This window comes from Lentzea guizhouensis (assembly GCF_001701025.1).
GTDB lineage: Bacteria > Actinomycetota > Actinomycetes > Mycobacteriales > Pseudonocardiaceae > Lentzea > Lentzea guizhouensis.
Window position 1 is genome coordinate 1,565,968 of record NZ_CP016793.1, and the last position, 17,342, is coordinate 1,583,309.

At 69.1% G+C, this 17,342-nt stretch carries 18 protein-coding genes and 1 pseudogene; 11 read left to right on the forward strand and 8 right to left on the reverse strand.

What is annotated here, in order from left to right; genetic code table 11:
• Positions 1-259: 259 nt before the first annotated feature.
• The gene (locus BBK82_RS07985; protein ID WP_154697163.1) at positions 260-1,123 is read right to left on the reverse strand and encodes a hypothetical protein; all 864 of its coding nucleotides are present in this window, start codon (positions 1,121-1,123) and stop codon (positions 260-262) included.
• Positions 1,124-1,296: 173 nt separating this feature from the next.
• Here BBK82_RS07985 and BBK82_RS07990 point away from each other — a divergent pair, with 173 nt between their 5' ends.
• The 3 genes from BBK82_RS07990 (at position 1,297) to BBK82_RS08000 (ending at position 2,811) form a co-directional block, all read left to right on the forward strand.
• Entirely contained in the window at positions 1,297-1,941 is a 645-nt protein-coding gene (locus BBK82_RS07990; protein WP_065914424.1) for an HAD family hydrolase, read from the forward strand.
• Between the two features lie 95 nt (positions 1,942-2,036).
• Entirely contained in the window at positions 2,037-2,270 is a 234-nt protein-coding gene (locus BBK82_RS07995) for a hypothetical protein (RefSeq protein WP_065914425.1), read from the forward strand.
• A gap of 181 nt (positions 2,271-2,451) precedes the next feature.
• The gene (locus BBK82_RS08000) at positions 2,452-2,811 is read left to right on the forward strand and encodes a hypothetical protein (protein WP_154697164.1); all 360 of its coding nucleotides are present in this window, start codon (positions 2,452-2,454) and stop codon (positions 2,809-2,811) included.
• Between the two features lie 285 nt (positions 2,812-3,096).
• Here BBK82_RS08000 and BBK82_RS56215 read toward each other — a convergent pair.
• Positions 3,097-3,372: pseudogene (locus BBK82_RS56215) on the reverse strand (helix-turn-helix transcriptional regulator); the annotation flags it as partial.
• A 299-nt stretch (positions 3,373-3,671) separates the two neighbouring features.
• Between BBK82_RS56215 and BBK82_RS08005 the strand changes: the two are divergent.
• The 5 genes from BBK82_RS08005 to BBK82_RS08025 all read left to right on the forward strand — a co-directional run bounded on the left by BBK82_RS08005 (position 3,672) and on the right by BBK82_RS08025 (position 8,239).
• Complete coding sequence (locus BBK82_RS08005; protein WP_065914427.1) at positions 3,672-4,157, forward strand: 6-pyruvoyl trahydropterin synthase family protein; 486 nt, start codon at positions 3,672-3,674, stop codon at positions 4,155-4,157.
• A 111-nt stretch (positions 4,158-4,268) separates the two neighbouring features.
• On the forward strand, positions 4,269-4,718 hold the full coding sequence (locus BBK82_RS08010; RefSeq protein ID WP_065914428.1) for an NUDIX domain-containing protein: 450 nt from the start codon (positions 4,269-4,271) through the stop codon (positions 4,716-4,718).
• Between the two features lie 62 nt (positions 4,719-4,780).
• Entirely contained in the window at positions 4,781-5,659 is an 879-nt protein-coding gene (locus tag BBK82_RS08015; RefSeq protein ID WP_065914429.1) for an inositol monophosphatase family protein, read from the forward strand.
• Positions 5,660-5,672: 13 nt separating this feature from the next.
• Complete coding sequence (locus BBK82_RS08020; RefSeq protein ID WP_065914430.1) at positions 5,673-5,948, forward strand: hypothetical protein; 276 nt, start codon at positions 5,673-5,675, stop codon at positions 5,946-5,948.
• A 17-nt stretch (positions 5,949-5,965) separates the two neighbouring features.
• Positions 5,966-8,239: a hypothetical protein gene (locus tag BBK82_RS08025; protein WP_154697165.1), complete on the forward strand. Its 2,274-nt coding sequence runs from the start codon at positions 5,966-5,968 to the stop codon at positions 8,237-8,239.
• 26 nt (positions 8,240-8,265) lie between these two features.
• On the opposite strand, the gene BBK82_RS08030 is transcribed toward BBK82_RS08025, so the two are convergent.
• On the reverse strand, positions 8,266-9,075 hold the full coding sequence (locus tag BBK82_RS08030) for an NYN domain-containing protein (RefSeq protein ID WP_065914432.1): 810 nt from the start codon (positions 9,073-9,075) through the stop codon (positions 8,266-8,268).
• Positions 9,076-10,115: 1,040 nt separating this feature from the next.
• Here BBK82_RS08030 and BBK82_RS08035 point away from each other — a divergent pair.
• Positions 10,116-10,346 carry a hypothetical protein gene (locus BBK82_RS08035; RefSeq protein ID WP_065914433.1) on the forward strand — a complete coding sequence of 77 codons (231 nt, stop codon included), beginning with the start codon at positions 10,116-10,118 and terminating at the stop codon, positions 10,344-10,346.
• Between the two features lie 226 nt (positions 10,347-10,572).
• The gene (locus BBK82_RS08040) at positions 10,573-11,157 is read left to right on the forward strand and encodes a hypothetical protein (protein ID WP_065914434.1); all 585 of its coding nucleotides are present in this window, start codon (positions 10,573-10,575) and stop codon (positions 11,155-11,157) included.
• A gap of 121 nt (positions 11,158-11,278) precedes the next feature.
• Here BBK82_RS08040 and BBK82_RS08045 read toward each other — a convergent pair whose 3' ends face one another.
• From BBK82_RS08045 to BBK82_RS08070, 5 genes are all read right to left on the reverse strand, one after another.
• Complete coding sequence (locus BBK82_RS08045; RefSeq protein ID WP_065920904.1) at positions 11,279-11,677, reverse strand: RNA polymerase-binding protein RbpA; 399 nt, start codon at positions 11,675-11,677, stop codon at positions 11,279-11,281.
• Between the two features lie 67 nt (positions 11,678-11,744).
• The gene (locus BBK82_RS08050) at positions 11,745-11,966 is read right to left on the reverse strand and encodes a helix-turn-helix domain-containing protein (RefSeq protein WP_065914435.1); all 222 of its coding nucleotides are present in this window, start codon (positions 11,964-11,966) and stop codon (positions 11,745-11,747) included.
• Between the two features lie 21 nt (positions 11,967-11,987).
• The gene (locus BBK82_RS08055) at positions 11,988-13,598 is read right to left on the reverse strand and encodes a hypothetical protein (RefSeq protein WP_170067881.1); all 1,611 of its coding nucleotides are present in this window, start codon (positions 13,596-13,598) and stop codon (positions 11,988-11,990) included.
• Between the two features lie 499 nt (positions 13,599-14,097).
• Positions 14,098-14,934, reverse strand: coding sequence for an SAM-dependent methyltransferase (locus BBK82_RS08065; RefSeq protein WP_170067882.1), 837 nt, complete (start codon positions 14,932-14,934; stop codon positions 14,098-14,100).
• 284 nt (positions 14,935-15,218) lie between these two features.
• Entirely contained in the window at positions 15,219-16,487 is a 1,269-nt protein-coding gene (locus BBK82_RS08070) for a sigma-70 family RNA polymerase sigma factor (RefSeq protein WP_237048088.1), read from the reverse strand.
• Positions 16,488-16,988: 501 nt separating this feature from the next.
• Between BBK82_RS08070 and BBK82_RS08075 the strand changes: the two genes are divergently transcribed.
• Positions 16,989-17,297: a hypothetical protein gene (locus tag BBK82_RS08075; protein WP_065914439.1), complete on the forward strand. Its 309-nt coding sequence runs from the start codon at positions 16,989-16,991 to the stop codon at positions 17,295-17,297.
• Positions 17,298-17,342 lie beyond the last annotated feature (45 nt).

A 17,342-nucleotide genomic window follows, 5' to 3' on the forward strand; every position in this document is an offset into this window, starting at 1 on the left:
ATCGTGCGCGAGAACCCAGCCGACTCCGTTGCGGAGACCTACTCGTTGCCGTTGTGCACAACTTGATTTCCCGCGAACATCCGGGTCATAGCCGCGTTGAGTGCGTTTCGGCCGTTCTCCCCGCGAGACGGCACCGACGGCAGCCAAGCGTCACGCTGGCCAACTACCACGCTCAACTGGCCAACTCGGGCGCTCAGCCTCACGTCGGTGTCAGGCAGAGGCGCGGCCTGACCGTTGCAGTGGAGGGCGGCAAGGTGGATCATCCAGGGAGTGGAAGTCCCGCCGTCCTCCAGGGGCTGGCCAACAGCGCGCTGGTGTCAGAGTCGAGTCGTCCGGCGAACGCCTGCGAGATCGCCGCGCCCCACAGTGCGTTGACGACCGCCGTGTCTGTGGGTGACTCGCCGACGGCGTCCTCGGCGGCTGGAACGGTCTCCCAGTACAGCGAGCGCGCCCGGAGCGGGAACCCCCACGCGATCGACGCCTCGGTGACCGCGTCACAAGCCGCTTCCCAGCGTTGCTCGTCGATTTTCGCGCACACTCGACCCATCCGGCGCACAACCCCTGCCGGCGTGGCTTCGGCATGGCGCAGGACTCGCAGGGCGGCTTGGGTGTGAGGGCCGTAGGCGTCAGTCGCGGTGTGTCGCGAGGGCAGGCAGGTCTGCCGCCACGGCGCGATGAGCAATTCGTAGTCGGCGCTTCCCGTGTCGTCGTGGCCTGCCGCTGCGATCGCCAGTCCGGCGTCAAACACGGGCAGGACCACCTTGTGCCAGCCGGAGTGGTCCGGTGAAGCCTGCCGGGCCAGCAGGTAGGGGTGCTGCAGCACGGCGATCGGGTCGTCGAGTTCGGCGGGCATCGGCAGGCCGAAGGTGTCCTTCCATCGGATCCACCGTGAGGCGAGCCGTCCGGCCAGCTCGGGGTCGGAGATCCGGTTGATGATCCTGTCCCGAACGGCCTGGCGATCGGAGGCGCGCTCCTCGCCGAGCGAGCCCATGCGAGTGATCTGCTCGAAGGTCAGGTTGGCGATGGTCACGTCGAGCTGTCGCCATTGCTCGCCACGAGGGTGCTGGGCCAACAGCGCGCGTCCCAAGTCGTCACGACCGCGGGCCGGACCGGAGGTGCTCATCGGTTCAGGATGGCAGCCCCGATCTGCGCACGTCGGTGCAGGCTGCGTGGCCGGTGTGGCGTCAGACCACGCGGCGGCTCGACCGGCTTCCGCGCGGCGGCGAGGTCAGCGGGGCAGTGCGGGCCGCAAGTCCTCTGTGGCGCGGTGATCGTGGGTGACGTAGGAGTAGGAGCATGGTGACCGCGGTGGTGTTCGACGTGGGCGAGACGTTGCTGGACGACTCGCGCGAGTGGGGTGCGTGGGCCGACTGGATCGGCGTGCCACGTCATACCTTCTCGACCGTGTTGGGTGCGGTCACCGCTGCCGGCCGGGACAACGCCGAGACGTTCCAGTACTTCAAGCCGGGCTTCGACCTCGCCCGCGAACGGCGGCTACGGGAAGAGGCCGGACTGGGTGAGCACATCGAGGACAACGACCTCTACCCCGACGTCCGGCCCGGCTTGGCGCGGCTGCGGGAGCTCGGCTTGTGGGTGGGGGTGGCCGGGAACCAGACCTCCCGCGCTGCCGAGCTGCTGCGTGCGCTGGGCCTGCCGGTGGACCAGGTCGCGACGTCGGGCGAGTGGGGTGTCGCCAAGCCCTCGCTCGAGTTCTTCGCGCGCGTCGCGGAGATGGTGCCCGACGGACCCGGCGAGACGGTGTACGTGGGTGACCACCGGGACAACGATGTGGTGGCGGCGAAGGCGGCGGGGTTCCGCACGGTGTTGATCAGGCGTGGCCCGTGGGGCTACCTCTGGGCTGACGACCCGCTGGTGCGTCGCGACGCCGATTGGGTGATCGACTCCCTGCACGACCTGCCCAATCTGCTGGTGCCGCACTAAGGGCCGGGCAGGGATCAACGAGCACGAGCCCAGGCGGCGAGGTCGAGCAGTCCCGTGCTCGGGGCGCTGTGAGTACGCAGCAAGGTCGACAGCGAATGGCGAACCTGGGGATGGGTGCGGGTGTGTTCGGGCGCGGCCTGGCGGGCGGCTTGCAGGCACAGGTAGGCGTCCTCGTGACGGCCGAGCGTGAGCTGGGCGCGGGCGAGGTCGATGAAGTAGTGGGAGCGACGTTCGGCGGGCAGGTTGTCGGGCGGGTGCCACGCCGCCGCCCGTTCGATGCCCAGAGGATCGCGCAGTTCGACGGCGACGGCGAGTTCGTGGATGCGTAGGGAGGCCGGTCCGAACGCGGTGCCCTGGTAGACGCCTTCGGGGACGGCGGTTGCGGCGCGGCGGGCTTCGCGCAGGTGGTCGGCGGCGCGATCGGGCTTGCCAGCCCGGCCCGACGACCGCGGCGCGCATGTGCAGGGCGCCGAAGGCGGCCGAGGCCGAGGCGGTGTCGAGGTCGGGTACGTGGTCGGCGGCGAGTTCGAGGGCGCGGGCGGCGGTGGCCAGGTCGCCGCTGGCGAAGAAGGTCTCGGTGCGCACGTACGCCACCGTGGCCAGCAGCAGTGGGTCCTCGGCGAGCTGGGCGGCCGAGCGCATCAGGTCGATCAGCCGCGCGGACAGGTCCAGGTAGCCGAACTTGAAGGCCACCCCGTCGGCGGCACGCAGCGCCAGGGTGAGCAGGGCTGCGGCGTGGCGGCGACCGGCGACGTCGCCGAGCTGACCGGCGCGGGCGAGTTCAGTGATGAGGTCGGGCACGCGACGGGCGAGGTTGCCGTAGCGGGACTGCAGCCGGTCATCGCTGGCGCGGGCGATATCGCCGTGTAGATCGGCTGGGGTCCTGGTCGGCCCGTCGTCGGGCAGGTCCAGTCGGTCGAGGGCCCGGCGCAGGCGCGGGATGGCGGCGTGGATGACGTCGACCTCGGCGACGGGTTCGCGCTCGCAGCTCTCGCTGGTGAACGGCACTGGCGGAACCAGCTCGACGCTGACCGATCCTGGAGCCAGGACCGCAGCCGAGGTGGCCGTGCTGGAGCGACGGGCGGTGCGGCGCAGCAGGTCGTCCAACTCCTCAAGGGAGACCTGCAGGGCGCGAGCGAGGCCGGGCCGCTGCCACGGCTGGGGCGACTGGACGCCGCGTTCCCATCGGCCGATCGTGGTGCGCTCGACCTTGAGCATGACGGCGAAACTTTCCTGGGTGTAACCGGCAGCCTCGCGAACCGCAGCAAGCGGAGTGAGCGCTCGTGCTGCCATCGCTCGTCCCTCCTTCCGGTCCCTCCATAGCGGAGGGTACTCGCCCGTTTTCGCTGCGTACGGCCGGTGTCGCCTCACCGGTGCCTCACCGCCGCCCTGTAACTGACCACCCAATTCGGGCACGGTCGGGTGCCGCATTGCCGCACCATGCACCTATTAGGGCCAGCACACTTCGAGAGCGGGAACGCCCTGGTCAGACAGGGTGTCGCCCCGTGGACGCCTCGCAACCGCCGCACGGTCGCTCTGGTGATCAGGGCGGGCAGGGTCGTTGACTGGGTTCGTGCCTGCGGTGGTCGACCCCCGACCGGCCACCGCAGGTGGTAGTCGATGTGGCCGCCTGACACAGCGGAAAGTGGGCTTGGTTCAGTGCAGATGCACGAGGTGATGCTGCCGCGATCGCCCCTGTCGACCGCCTGGTCGCGCATGGTGGTCCGCTGATGCCGCACAAGATCACCGTCGAGCACTCGTTCGAGACCGGGCACCGGCTGCCGCACCTGGGTGGCAAATGCGTCAGCCTGCACGGCCACTCCTGGTCGGCCGCAGTAACGGTGAGCGCCCCGGAGCTGAATCCCGAGGTGACCGTCGTGGAGTTCGGCGCGCTCAAGGTCGGGCTGCGGCGGTGGATCGACGAGCACCTCGACCACGCCACGATGCTCGGCGCGCGCGACCGCCTGATCGAGCCGCTGATCGCGGAGGGCAGCCGCGTGTTCTGCTTCGGAGTCGAGCACCCGGCGGACGTGCCCGAGCAGTTCGCCTACGGGCTGCCGTGGCCGACGGTGGAGGCTGTCGCGGTGCTGCTGGGTCGGGTCGCCGAGAGTGTCTTGGCTGGCCTTCCCCGCGCGGACGGTGCGCGGGTCGAGCGGGTTCTGGTCCGGGAGACCCGGCTCAACACCGCCGTCTACGAGCCCCCGGTGCCCCGATGAGCACCGCCGCGTCGGACGCAGCCGTGACGCTGGTGGTCAACGAACTGCTCGGCTTGGCCCCACCCGGCGTGCACCTTTGACATCGCCCTGTCCGTCGATCGTGAGAGCACCATGACCACCACCTCACCCGCCCTCGGCCCGCTCGTCGCCGTCTACGGCCTCGTAGGACACGACGAGCGCCTCTTGCTCGTCCGTGACTCAGGCACCACCGCACGGTGCCTGCCCGGCGGTCTCGTGCCAGCCGGTGAACCCGTCGAATACGCCCTGCGGCGCATCCTTTGGCATCAAGTCAACTCTCACATCGCCCACCTGGACTTCTGCGCTGCCGTGGAGCTGCCGGGCCATCCTGGGGCAGGCGGGGAGCCCGAGGTCTATGAACTGGCGCTGCTGTTCGACGTCACCCTCACCAACCCCAGTTCGATTCAGGCTGGTCACGGCGAAGCGCTCTGGGTGACAACCACCGAACTCGACCACGTTGACCTGCGTCCTGCGGGGCTCGCGGAGCGCTTGCGCGTCGGTGGCCTGACCGGCGAGCACCCGTGGTGGCCTGCTGACTCCTGACGAGGCATCCGCCGCTCGTTCATCCGGCGCACCGTGCCGCCAGGAACAAACCCGAAGGAATCATGTCGTCGGTACTCGACCTCACCGCCGTCCTGCCGGCGGCCCACGCCGCGATCGACCTCGCGGTCGAGCACGTGCTCAGCCACCCTCCACGCGACATCCGCTACAAGGGAGACCGCAATCCGGTCTCCGAAGTGGACGAGACCGTCGAACACCTTGTCCGGCAACGACTGAGCGCGCGCGGCCACGCCGAGATCGGGTTCGTGGGGGAAGAGACGGGAGCTGCCGGGAACCCGGACACCTACTGGGTGCTCGATCCCATCGACGGCACGATCAATCACCAGCACGCCAACCCGCTGTGCGCCATCGCGCTCGGCCTGGTCCACCACGACCAGCCGGTCCTCGGCGTCACCGCGCTGCCCTTCCTCGGCCACCGCTACTGGGCGGCCCACGGCCACGGCGCCTACCGCGACGGCGACCCGATCAGCACCTCCACCACCGACATCCTCAACAAGGCCCTGGTCGGGTTCAGCGACTACGGCAGCGGTGCCGACGAAGGTTTGCGCGACGTGCTGTGCGCCGCCGTGGACCGCGAGCTCACCGCACGAGCGCAAGGGCTGCGCCGGTATGGCTCCTCCGCGCTGGACCTGGTCTGGGTCGCCGACGGCACCCTCGACGCCTGCGTGCTGCTCGGCAACCACACCTGGGACACCGCGGCCGGCGCCGTCATCGCCCGCGAGGCCGGTGCCCTCGTGCTCGACGCCGACGGCAGTCCGCACTCGACCAGGTCGCGCTGCGCGATCGCGATGACGCCGGGGCTACGGGACGCGGTGTTGCCGTTCCTGCGGGTGCTGCGTGGTAGCCGCTTCTGGCCCGATCGCAACGAGCCCGACGGCTTCGGGCACCTGGCCGCTCCTGACGGAACCGAAGTCCTGCCGTGAACGGGAGCACGCCGTGGTGATCCTGCCGACTCAGCGCCGCTGGTCCGAAGTGCCGCTGCCCGTACCGGTCCGAGCCGCTGGCACTCCGGCGCCCAGCGTCGACCACGGCGCGCTCACGCAGTACCTGCCCAGCATCGGGGATCTCCCTGCAGCCGGGTTTCTGGCTCACCCGCTGGACGTCGACCAGGAGCGCGCCGCCGCGCTCAGGGCCGCTCTGCAAGGACACCGCCCCGACGACGAGCATCTCGCGCTTCTGGACCGCGTCCTTTGGGCTCTGCGCCGTATCTGACCAAGAACGGGCTCCACATGACTGCCGACCGCGACGCACGTCCGAGCCGTGAGGTGACCATTTCCGCCCACCTGGGGGCGTGGGTCGCGCCGCATCCCTCCGAACTGCCCGACCTTCGCATTCAGATGTGCGAGCAGGTGCTCCAGCCACCCCATAGCCGGGAATTCATGATGCGCGTCGTCGGCGGAAGCAGCCCGCTGATCCCGACGATCTCCGGCCCGCCCGAAGAGACGGCCGGCATCGACATCATGGGCGGAATGCTGATGGCGCGCAGCGAGCAGCGACGGCTGCGCCAGGCGCAGCTGTACTGGGTCGACGAGGACATGACCTCGCTGGCGCTCGCGGCAGCGGCCACCCCGTCCCACGAGCCGGTCCGGGCCCGTCGAATGCCGGCCGAAGCGGGGCTGATGCTCTTCGCCCACCCGATCGGCAGCCACGATGTCGACCTCGCCGCAGCGTTGACCAGCCCCTGGACCACCGCGGCCCCCGACCTGGACGAGGAACTGCGGCTGACCTTTCCCGTCGTGGGCGTCTCGTGGTCGCGGTGGAGCCCGGCCGACCTCGACCTGGATGGAGCACCCGGCAGGATCCGCTGGACACCCCGCACACCGCAGGGCGCAGCGCCCTTGACGCCCGAGTTCGACGGCGTCTGGTTGACCTTCTGGACCACGGGCAGCAAGGGCTGGGACAGCCTTCCCTTGGATCGGCCTCTGGCCATCGACAATCACAGCGGCGGGACGCTCACCGCTGTGGACCTGGTCGCACGAGAAACTCTCGCGGGATTCGCCCGGCTGCAGACCTACGACGAACTCGTCCTGCGATTCGACCAGCCACTGCCCCGCCCCGATCCGGACAACGGAAGCCAGTGGGCGCACGTGGTCTACACCGCCTGGCAGCTGATGGGACAGACCGGTAACGCCCAGCTCACCGAGAGGAAACCGTGCCCCGTCCACGTCACGGCCTCAAACGCGACAGGCGAGCCGACATCCTCGGGCCCGGCACCGTGCAGCTGGTTCGAGTGCACACCCGCCACCGGCCCTCGGCGCAAGCCAGCGCCGAGGACACGGCAGCCTCGCACGGTCGCCGCACGCCGCAATGGACCCGCCGCTGGCCGGTCCGCCCCTACCGGCGCAACACCTGCCTCAACCCCCGCGCCCACGCCGACGGCGGATGCGAACACGAGGAGCGAGTCGTGCCCGCCCACATCAAAGGGCCTGCCGACAAGCCCCTGGTCACGACGGACAGGGTGCACATCTGGGACACACCGCCTCCACCGCAACCGTGACGTTCCACGACCGCCCGAACCCTCGAACGTCTGCCCACTTCAGGTCTCGGAAAGCATGATGCGCAAGCCCTTTCCTTACAGCCTCGACGACGACACTGCGGCCGAAACCTACGTGCGCGAGGCGCTGCGCCGTTCCCAGCGCGGCAACTGGCCCGCGTTGCTGGCCGACGATCGTGCGGTGCAGACCTACCGAGTGCTGCGACGCATCGAGTCCGGCGCGGTCCAGACCCGTGTGCACCACCGCGAGGCGATCAAGCAGGCTGAAGCCGACCGGGACGCGGACCTGATCAGCGCGGCACAGTACGCCGAGAAGTACCGGGAGTACGGGCAGTGGCGGGAACGGTCTGTGGTCTTCGACGCCGTCCTGCGGCAGTACCTCGACATGGCCGTCGACCAGGTCCGGGCCATCCGCAGGGATGCCGTCGCCGAGTCGCTGCGTCAGGTGTTGCTGACGTTGGCCGTAGCCGTCGAGGAGCATCGGGACGCGCACTCCGGGGAGGAGTCGCTGGCCGACACCGCGTTGTGGGCGAGGCTGCGGTTGCTGCCCTGGCCGACCGCCACGGGCGCCGAGCGGCGCGTCCTGGCCGACGCCGTGGCAACCGAGCGCGCCCGCCGCGGGCCCGCGCGCCGGGCGAGCGAGGACCCCATTCAGTTCGAGGGCTTACCGGTCTTCGGGGAAACCGTGGACGTCGTCGATCTGCTCCTCGACGTCACCGATCACACCCGGCCCACGTGTAATCGAACCGAACTGGCCGAGCTGTGGAAGCAGCGAACCCCGGACCTCCTGGATTCCGCAGCAGCGCAGGTCACCGCCGCCAGGCAGAAAGGCAGCTATCCCACGCACCGACTGCGCAGGGCCCTGCTGTTCCTGGAAGGACTCGACTTGATCAGCCGTGTTTCCGACGAAGGGGGCGCGGAGGTCGTGGTCACCGACCGGACACGACTCGTCGAACTGCGCCGGCGATGGGACGAGCAGCAATTCGGCCTCGACGACCTCGCGCCCTGACAGATCACGTCTGACTCGACGCGAGTTCAAGAGTGTTCCTCCTGTTCTACCGCGTCAGGGCTGCCGGTGAGGGCCAGGGTGATGTCGCCGCCCGAGGCACCCATCACGGTGACCCGGTGCGCCACGCGGGCCAGGAAATCTCGGAAGCTGCGGCATCCGTAGTTGCGCTCGTCGAACGCCGGGTCCAGGGAAGTCATCTTGTTCTTGACCCACCCGGCGGTCGGGTTGGTGACGGTGGCCTGCTCCATGACCGCGACCAGCAGGCTCTCGGCGGTGGTGATGTCGAACTCGTCGGCGAGGTGGTCGCCCGGCTCGGGTTCGACCTGGGCGACCAGGGTGCCCCAGTACTTGTATTCCGAGCACACCGACACCAGCCGTGGGCTGGCGTTGGCCTCGGTGCCCACACTGACGACGTGCTTGCCGAACTCTCGTAGCCGCTGTACCAGCGGGGTGTAGTCGCCGTCGCCCGCGACCAGCACGAACACGCTGACCTCGGGGTGGGTGATCAGCGTTTCCATCGCGTCGACAGCCATGCGGATGTCGGCGGCGTTCTTGCGGGCGGCGCCGAAGCGGACCACCTGGATCAGGTCGACGCCGTTCATCGCCAGGTCCTGCTGATAGCGCCCGAACTGCGGGTTTGCCCAGTCCGCGTATGCGCGGCGGATGACGGCGTTGCCGTAGTCGCGGCACAGTTGGGTGATCGCCGCGTAGGGAACCGGATTGGCGCGACCGGGTAGCCCTCGGCCCGCGCCGCAGACCAGGTTCTCGAAGTCCACGTAGACCCCGACCGAGGCGTTGACCTGCTCGACTCGGCCGCCCGCCGCGAGTGCTTCCACCTCCTGCCCATCGACGGCTCCGTAGCGCGACTTGATGCCGCGACCGGCTAGGCAAGGGCCCGCTCTTTCGCCCCCAGCGGCCTAACTGACCTCGATCCGGGCCTTGCCGATACTCGGGCACCGGGGTTGAACAGCGGTTTTGCCGGTGGTTCGTCCTCGGCGACGGGTTCTGTTCCCGTCGTGGCGAGCATCGATCGGCGAGCCTGGAGAGCGTGAAAGCAGGCCAGGCCGTTGTGACCTGCGGAAACGCTGGATTCCTTTCGGTGTCGCGGTCGGGCAGGCCCGTGTCGAATGAGGGCAGGTGCACGCCTGTGATCAGCGTTTTTGCGGAGTCCAGAGGGGTCCTGAGCGCGTAGTTGGCACCTCGGCCGGTTCACTAGAGCAGTAAACCGGCCTGGACCAGGGCGTTCTCATCGGAGGCGCAATCCAAGAAGTGGATTGACCAGCACCGATATGGTCTCAGGACCGTCGAATGTAGACGGACGCGAGGCCCTGGCCAGGCACTTCACATGCGGCCCGGCTCGCTACAGGGCATCTGACCAGCGGAATGGGACAGGTAGGGCGTCCCTCGCGGCCACGAGGAACGCCCAACCCTTGAACCCGAAGTCCACCCGACGTCCATGAGAAGAGTGCCTTCGGAACCCGTTCGCCCTGCATACGGCCACTGGCGTGCCCGGAGAGCGCCTCCACAGTAAGTCGTACCGGTACGTTCAACGGCCTCGGCGGCGGCACATGGGACACGCCACCCCACACCGCCTGACCAGCGGCAATGGGTAGACCGTCAGCGCCAATTCCACGTTTCCCCAGGTAGACATGGGTTTTCGGCGCGTCCACCACCCTTGTCACCAGGCGCCGAAAAGTGTGAGGCAGCCCACCTTGTGGTCGGGACATCGAATTTCGGTCCAGGTCGGTGTTGTCGTCGGAAAGTCGGTGAAGATGGTGAAGCCCTCGCGGGGCGGTGGCGGCCACCACCAGTCGGTTTGCTCCGCGATCGGGGCTTCACCGTTCACCCGACGTCCGACCCTTTGGAGAGCATTCCGATGTCCGTGCTTCCGGCACCCTTGGCGATCCTGCCTCGCACGAGCTGCGGTGCGACGCCCCTCGTCCAGATCGGCACCTTCACCATCGCCGCAGCGTTCGTCGTCGTCCTCGTGTTGCTCGGTCAGCCGCTCACGGGCGCGGCCGGTGTCGCGGCTTGGCTCATCACCACGGCGGTGCGACCGACGACCAGCAAGCAGGCGGCCCGTGCCCGTGACGGTGCGCTGAGGTGACCACGTTCGACATGCCCGAATCGAACTTCAGCCAGGGCCGATCCGGAGGCTTCGGTGCCGGCGGTGGCAGACGGCGCGATGCATGGCCGTTACAGGCCGTGCTGAACAGCCTGTACGAGCAGCCCAAGAGCGGGCAGACCTGGACGCAGGTGCTGCTCGCCGACCGCACCGGCCTTCCACTCGGAGACGTGCATGCCGCCTTCGCGGTTTTCCCGCTGCTGGTCGAGTGGGGGTCTACGCCACGATCCTGCGCGAACTCGAAGCGGACGACGACGATGTCGCCGTCTGTGAGCGAACTTACCGACACCTGGCCGAACATCTTCCGCTGCGGAACGCGCTGCCGCCTGACATCGCCGCTCTTACCACCGAGGCGCTGTTCATGGACGCGTTGAAGTCGCTGAAAGGCAAGCTGCCCCTGCGTGACATCGCAGAGAGGATGCGGGAGAAGAACTCGAAACACACCTGGGAACGAACGACTCTGAGCAGATACCTACCCACGAGCAACGCGGACGAGGCGCTTTGGCCTGCGCACAAAGAGCGCGTGAACGTCCTGCTGGCCGTGTTGTGCGAGCACGCCGGACGTCCCAACGACGTCAAGCATTTCTTCACGGCGTGGGAACGTCTGAACTCCGCGCGCAACCGTCACCTCCGCCCCAGCATTCCCTCACCGGTGATCCATCGCTCAGAGCATGCCCGCAACACCGACAGGACAAGTGCGCGAACAACTTCTTCGGTGAACGCCACGCTGCTCGCTGCGGTCCTGCTGGCGGTCGTCGTGCTCATCGTCGCGGTCGTGGCGGCGCTCGCGTGATGACAGTTGGCCGGCGTGCCCGTGCCGTTCGACAAGTGCACGCCGACGAGCAGCGCGCATGTCGAGCGCAGCGGTGATTTGGCCATCGCGCTGCCCGAGCGACGCCTCGGGCAGCGCGAGGTCATGGCTCGAAGCGGAAGCCGTAGGTCCGGTCGCCGATGGGAACGCGGCCGTAGGGCGAGGTGCGCTGGCGGCGGATGCCCGCAAGGGCTTGGTCGACGAGGACCTCGAGATCGGCGACGTTGCGTCGCTCCAAGAGCATGACGTAGTGCGTGCGTGGAGGTTTGCCTTTGGGCGGCGTCCAGTCGGAGTCGTCGTCGATGCGGAGGCAGTGCTCGATGCCGTGGCGCGGGCACGTCCAGGCGGCGGGGATCTCGGCGTCGGTCGAGAACGGCACGGTGAACTCGTGCCCTCTGCGGCACGCGAAGCGGACCTGCACCCGCGGTGCCGGCCGCGCGTTGCGATCCGGTTCGCCGGTGGGCGTTCCCAGGCGGTAGCCCCGCAAGACCCGTCTGGGCATCATGATCTCCGCTCGCGTATCGGACGGGCTGGTGTCGCGAGCCGTTCTCGTGCCCGCTGTCGCTGGGCTATGGCGCTTTGGTTTTGGTCCGGGTAGCGCCGCCGCGCCCGCGCAGCACCACGCCGGACTCGGACAGGACCCTGTGCACGAAGCCGTACGAGCGGTTGGTGTCCTCGGCCAGTGCGCGGATGCTGGCGCCCTTTTCGTACTTCTTCTTCAGGTCAGCGGCCATCTTGACGCGGGCTTCCCCGGTGATCCGCTTCCCCTTGGCCGTGGTGCGTGCTGTCATGCCGGTCGCTCCTTTTCGCGGTCAGGCGGTCGGTTGGTCGAGGGCGGCTCGCCGGTCGATGACGGCGGCCTTGCTCTTGTCCGCGCCGGGGCCGGCGGCGGTGTAGTAGTCGATGGCTTGGCCGTAACGGCGGGCGGCCTCGGCCGTGTCGCCAAGCTCGGCATGGACCTCGCCGAGCACGGTGCACAGGTCGGCCAGGTAGCCGACCGAGCCGTAGTCGTGCACGGCCTGCTCGATCTCGGCCAACTCGGAGGCCGCCTCGGCGGCTTGTCCGTTCAATGTCAGGGCCCGCGCCAGGTGCAGGACGGTGCGGGCGTGGCCGATGTCGTCGCCGATGCCGGCGAACATGCTCGCCGCCAGCCGCAGGTGGTGGGCTGCGAGCCGGGCGTCGGCGATCTTGGGGTGCAGGGCGGTCTCGCCGAGGCGGCGGTGCCGCAGCGCGATGCTGCGGGCGTCGTTCATCTCCTCGGCGATGGTCAGTGACCGTTGCAGGTCGGACAGGGCGGTGTGCGGGTCGTCGGCCTTGAGGTAGGCGCGGGCGCGGGTTGACAGCGCACCGGACTGCAGCCACGGGTCGCTGACTTCGTCAGCGCGCTCGACGGCGATGGTGCAGATGTCGACGGCGGCCTCGTGGCGTCCGAGGTTGGTCAGGCCGAAGCCCTGCCGGGTGCGGCAGACCACCTCCAAGATGTGCCCGGCGTCGGCGGCGGCGTTGGCTCCGAGGAACTGTGAGCGCACCAGCTCACTGGCGGCGTAGTTGGGGCGCAGCGGGTTCCACAGGACCTCGCCGAACTGGTACACCAGCTCCGTCCAGCCCTGGTCGGCGGCGACCTGCTGCGCAGCGAGAAGGTTGGAGCGTTCGGTGTCGGCCCAGTCCAAGGCAGCCTTGGCGTCGTCGAACACGCTCGTGTCGAGGTCGGCGTAGACGTCGCTGAACCGGCGAGGGAAGGGGTTGATGACCTTGTCGGCTGCTGCCGCGCGCCGCAGGTACCACTCGACCATCCGGCGACGAACGGTCAGCCGCTCGTCCTGGTCGTCCTGGTCGGCTAGGGCCTGGACGTGTTCGCGCAGGACGTCGTGCAGCCGGTAGCGCTCGTCGCCGGTCTCGGAGACGAGGTTGGCCTCCACCAGCCGTCCGAGTCCGCGGTCGACCGCACTGATCGACACGTCGAGCCCGGCGGCGAGCGGCTCGGAGGTGAACTCGGCGCCGGGGTGCTCGGCCAGGCCGCGGTAGAGCCGGGCGGTGGTGGCGTCAAGGTCCTCATAGCTCATCTGCAGCACTCCTTCGACGGACAGCTCGTGCGGGTCCGAGGCGGTGGACGCCTCGGCGAGGCGGATCAGGCGGGTGATCAGGCGAGCCGGGTCGCGCCGGGGATGCGCGGCCAGGTGGGCTCCGGCGATGGTCAGGGCCAATGGGTGCCCGTGACAGCGGGCGGCCAGGGCGTGCAGCAGCTCCTCGCCGAGAGGTTGACGGTCTTCGTCGAGCAGGCCGGCCAGGAGGATGGCGCCGGTGGCGGCGGGAAAGCAGTCGAGGTCGAGGTGGCGGAAGCCCGTGACGGCCAGTCCGGCGAGGCGGTGGCGGCTGGTGACCAGGATCGTGCCGCGCGCCGTGGCGGGTACCAGGGGCTGCACCTGCTCGGCGGAGCGGCATTGTCGACCAGCACGGCCACCGCCTTGTCCGCGGTGACCGTCCGGTACAGCGCGACCAGCTCGGCCACCTCGCCCGGCAGGTCGTCGGCGGCGATTCCGAGCGCACGGAGCCACCCGGCGAGGACCTGCGGTGTGGCTGGCGGCGGGTGGCCGCTCCAGCCGTTGAGGTCAATGTGCAGCACGCCGTCGGGGTAGCGCTCGTGGTGCGCGTCGAGCCAACGCACCGCCAAGCCGGTCTTGCCGACCCCACCCAGGCCGGTCACCACCACGCGGGTCGGGCCTGCCGTGGCCAACAGTCGGTCCAGGCGCTCCAGTTCGTCTACGCGATCGACCCAGGTACGTCCGGGCGGCGGAAGCTGCCGAGGCACCCGCCCGCGACGCTCGGAAGCCTGCAGGACGATGGTGTCGGCGGTGACCGTGCGGGCTTGCAGCACCTGGCCGTAGACCGATCCGGACACCGTGTTGATGTACTCGGCCTCGTTCACGCACGCTCCGCCGGCTCGGGACGGCGGCCAGCGAGCACGGCGTTGCCCCACAGGCACTCGCGCCGGACGAGGGTCAGGCCGTCTGGTCGCCACAAGCCGATCGGCGCTACGCCGTCCGGGTGCGGTTGCCACGGTCCCAGCAGGTCGGCGAACTGCCGCCGGTTTCGGTGGACGAACGTGATCCCGGCCTTGGCGAGACAGTCCTCGACCGCGGCGGCCGTCTCCAGCCCGAGGACGATGCCGTCGGCGTGCGAGGCGGCCAGTAGCGAGCCGGGTGCCAGCCGCTCGTGGTACCCGGCCAAAGTGGCGGCCGGGTCTTCGGCGTCGGGCAGGCAATGCAGCACCGACCCGACCACCACGCCCACCGGGCGGGTCAAATCGAGAAGCCGAGTCGTCACGGCATGGTCGAGTACTTCCTCGACGTGCCGCAGGTCGGCCTCAATCACGCCGGTGCTCGGATCATCCTCACGGACGACTAGCTCGAGACCGGCGACGGCTACGGGGTCGCGGTCGACATAGACGACACGGGCCTGGGGCTGCTCGGCCTGGGCGAGTTCATGCACGTGACGAACGCCGCCCAGGCCCGCGCCCAGGTCGAGGAACTGTTCGATCCCGGCGGTGAGCATGTGCAGCACCGCGCGACGCACGAAAGCGCGACTTTCGCGGACGAACGCGTCGTAGTGCGGCACCAACGCCATGATCGCGGCGGCCGTCACGCGGTCGGACGCGAAATTGTGCCCGCCGCCGAGCAGGCGGTCATAGATCCGGGACAGCGACGGCACATCGACATCGACAGACGCGCCCCGCTCGTGCGCGCCCTCCTGCGTCACCATCACCGTGCCGTTCTCCCCGCCCCGGCTCGTACTCACGAGCCCGACTCGCCGCGCACTCTGATCGACTCGGGGCAGGCTGACGGGTAGTGGTTCGCCCGCTTTGCCCAAAGTCGACCGAGTCGATTGGTGTCGGCGATTAGACCGGCGGTAGGAAGATCCGAACCAGAGCGGGACCCGGGCGCTCATGAGGCGCTGGTGGGGCGGCACCCCGCCTGAGCACCCCTTTTACCTCGGCCATGATCACCCGCACGGGTGGCCTCGAACGCGGCAGAGCGAGCAGCGGGTCAGTTCTCGTCGAAGTACGCCTCGGCGGCGCGGCGGATCTGCGCGAGTCGCTTCGACACCGCGCTGTGGTTGGCGTAGCCGAGCACGTCGGCGATCTCGGTCCTGCTGGTCACGCCGCTGTTGAGCAGCACGACGATCTCCCGGTTCCGGGCATCCAGCAGCGTGAGGAAGTCGTTGGTGACCAGGTTGCCCAGCACCTCGCTCTCCGGTCCCTGGACAGGGACGGTGTCGGTCAGCTCGACGAACTTCACCGTCACCTTGCGCCGCTTCCCGTGCAGCTTGCGCTCGAAGTCCTCGCGCGCGTACGACCAGTGGCTGGAGAAGTCGTCCTCGACCCGGTGGGAGCGGACCGCGTCCAGGATGCCGCGCAGTCGGCCGGTCCTGTCGGCGGCCTCCACGGTCTCGGCCACGGCGTCGCGGGCGTCGTCCTCGCCGAACCAGACCTGTCCGCCCATCCGCGGGTTGCCGGCCACGGCCCCGGCGAGCACGCTGCCGTCCTCCAGGGTGACCGGGCCGGGTGTCTTGCCCTTGTCGATCTCAGGGAAGTCCCGCAGGCGCTCTTGGATGGTGGTGGTGACGGCGGGCACCCAGAAGTCCAGGTTGTGGGCCAGCAGCCGGATCGGGTCGTCGCCTGAGAACGCCTTCATCTTCGACCCCGACACCAGGTGCGGCCACACCGTCCACGCCCAGGCGCGGGCCAGCCGTTCCTCGAAGTCGGGCGGCAGGAAGTCGTCGATGCCCGACCAGTCGGCCATGAACGGCCACTGCCCGCCCCGCAGCAACGGGAGCTCGAACATGTCCAGGACACGCTTGGGCAGCAGATGGAACAGCGGCGCGTACTCGAAGTACCGCGCCCGTGTCCGCGGGACGAAGGTGACGTTGACGTCGCCGAGGTCGGCGATCCTGGTCATCGGCTGTGGCAGGTCGTCCAGGTCGAAGAAGCGCCGCCGGAACTGGGCTGCCTCCCACAGCATGTTCCACTGCGCGATCGCGAGGAACTCTTCGGACGAGGTGTAGGTGGCTGGGAGCGTCACGTACTCCGGCGGAGCTGGTTCGAGCGGCCGGACCACGCCGCCGAAGATGTACCCGGCCGAGATGTTCCGCAGGTGCGGGTACTCCTCCGGGCAGGCGTCCGCCTCCGGGAGGAACACGTCATCGCGGCGCCACTCCAGCACCTCGGCAGGGGTCGGCTCCTGTTCGCCGCACACCTCACCGTCCGCCACCTGCTGCTCCATGCCTTGACCGGTCCGCTCGTCGATCTGAGTCATACCTCCATCACGACAGTCTCCGCCGGATTCGTTCCGGACACGCCCGGTCTGAGTGCTTCTTACCTCCGGCGTCACCGACCAAGATGGCCAGGCGCGCACGGTGCATCCGCACTGCGGCGAACCGCCAGAGTCCAGGCGAGTCGAACATATGTGCGAGCACGGTGGTAGTTTGCCCGACGTGACTCCGCCGCCTTCAACCCCCGCGCCGGACGGCGCACTGCGCTACCGAGTCGATCAGACCGGCACGAGGATCGCCGTCCTTCCCGCCACTTGCAAAGGCGGACGACACATCGTCGTCCCCGGAGTCAGCAGAGCAATCTCTGCCGGAGGCGAGGTCCGCGTGGACTGCCCCGCCTGCGCAGCGACACCCGGAGTCGACGCGAGCTGGCGTTTGATCAGCAGCCACGCCAGCCCCGACCGCGCCGAACTGGACGACCAGCCCTACGGCGACCTCATCCACCGCGTGCGGGCGGCGACCGGCGCGAGGTAGGCGGGTGTGTCGTGATCAACAGCCCGTTCACGCGTTGGGAGGGCGATGACATCCACGGACGCAGGCCGGTCCTCACATCGGCGTGGGTCAACCTGGACATCCTTTTCTCCCGGCCGGCGGACGCACCACGGCACGTCATCGTGACCGGGCTGGACCTCACGGGCGTGGTGCCCGGACGGCTTCATGGCCGCTTCCCCAGCGTGGAGGGCGACTGGTACGGGATCGTCAACTACGAGATCGGCTACGCCGACGGCCGCCGCGACAAGCTCTCCCTGGTCGACCAGTTCGTACCGTTCACCGCGCTGCGCGAACGCCGGTAGCCGACGAGTTGAGGCGTGCTCGGCACGTAACAACCGCGACAACCT

Coding starts and splice junctions, on each gene's coding strand:
- BBK82_RS07985 (WP_154697163.1), bottom strand. CDS start 1,123: ATGAGCACCTCCGGTCCGGCCCGCGGTCGTGACGACTTGGGACGCGCG.
- BBK82_RS07990 (WP_065914424.1), top strand. CDS start 1,297: ATGGTGACCGCGGTGGTGTTCGACGTGGGCGAGACGTTGCTGGACGAC.
- BBK82_RS07995 (WP_065914425.1), top strand. CDS start 2,037: ATGGCGAACCTGGGGATGGGTGCGGGTGTGTTCGGGCGCGGCCTGGCG.
- BBK82_RS08005 (WP_065914427.1), top strand. CDS start 3,672: ATGCCGCACAAGATCACCGTCGAGCACTCGTTCGAGACCGGGCACCGG.
- BBK82_RS08010 (WP_065914428.1), top strand. CDS start 4,269: ATGACCACCACCTCACCCGCCCTCGGCCCGCTCGTCGCCGTCTACGGC.
- BBK82_RS08015 (WP_065914429.1), top strand. CDS start 4,781: ATGTCGTCGGTACTCGACCTCACCGCCGTCCTGCCGGCGGCCCACGCC.
- BBK82_RS08025 (WP_154697165.1), top strand. CDS start 5,966: ATGACTGCCGACCGCGACGCACGTCCGAGCCGTGAGGTGACCATTTCC.
- BBK82_RS08035 (WP_065914433.1), top strand. CDS start 10,116: ATGTCCGTGCTTCCGGCACCCTTGGCGATCCTGCCTCGCACGAGCTGC.
- BBK82_RS08045 (WP_065920904.1), bottom strand. CDS start 11,677: ATGCCCAGACGGGTCTTGCGGGGCTACCGCCTGGGAACGCCCACCGGC.
- BBK82_RS08050 (WP_065914435.1), bottom strand. CDS start 11,966: ATGACAGCACGCACCACGGCCAAGGGGAAGCGGATCACCGGGGAAGCC.
- BBK82_RS08065 (WP_170067882.1), bottom strand. CDS start 14,934: ATGGTGACGCAGGAGGGCGCGCACGAGCGGGGCGCGTCTGTCGATGTC.
- BBK82_RS08070 (WP_237048088.1), bottom strand. CDS start 16,487: ATGACTCAGATCGACGAGCGGACCGGTCAAGGCATGGAGCAGCAGGTG.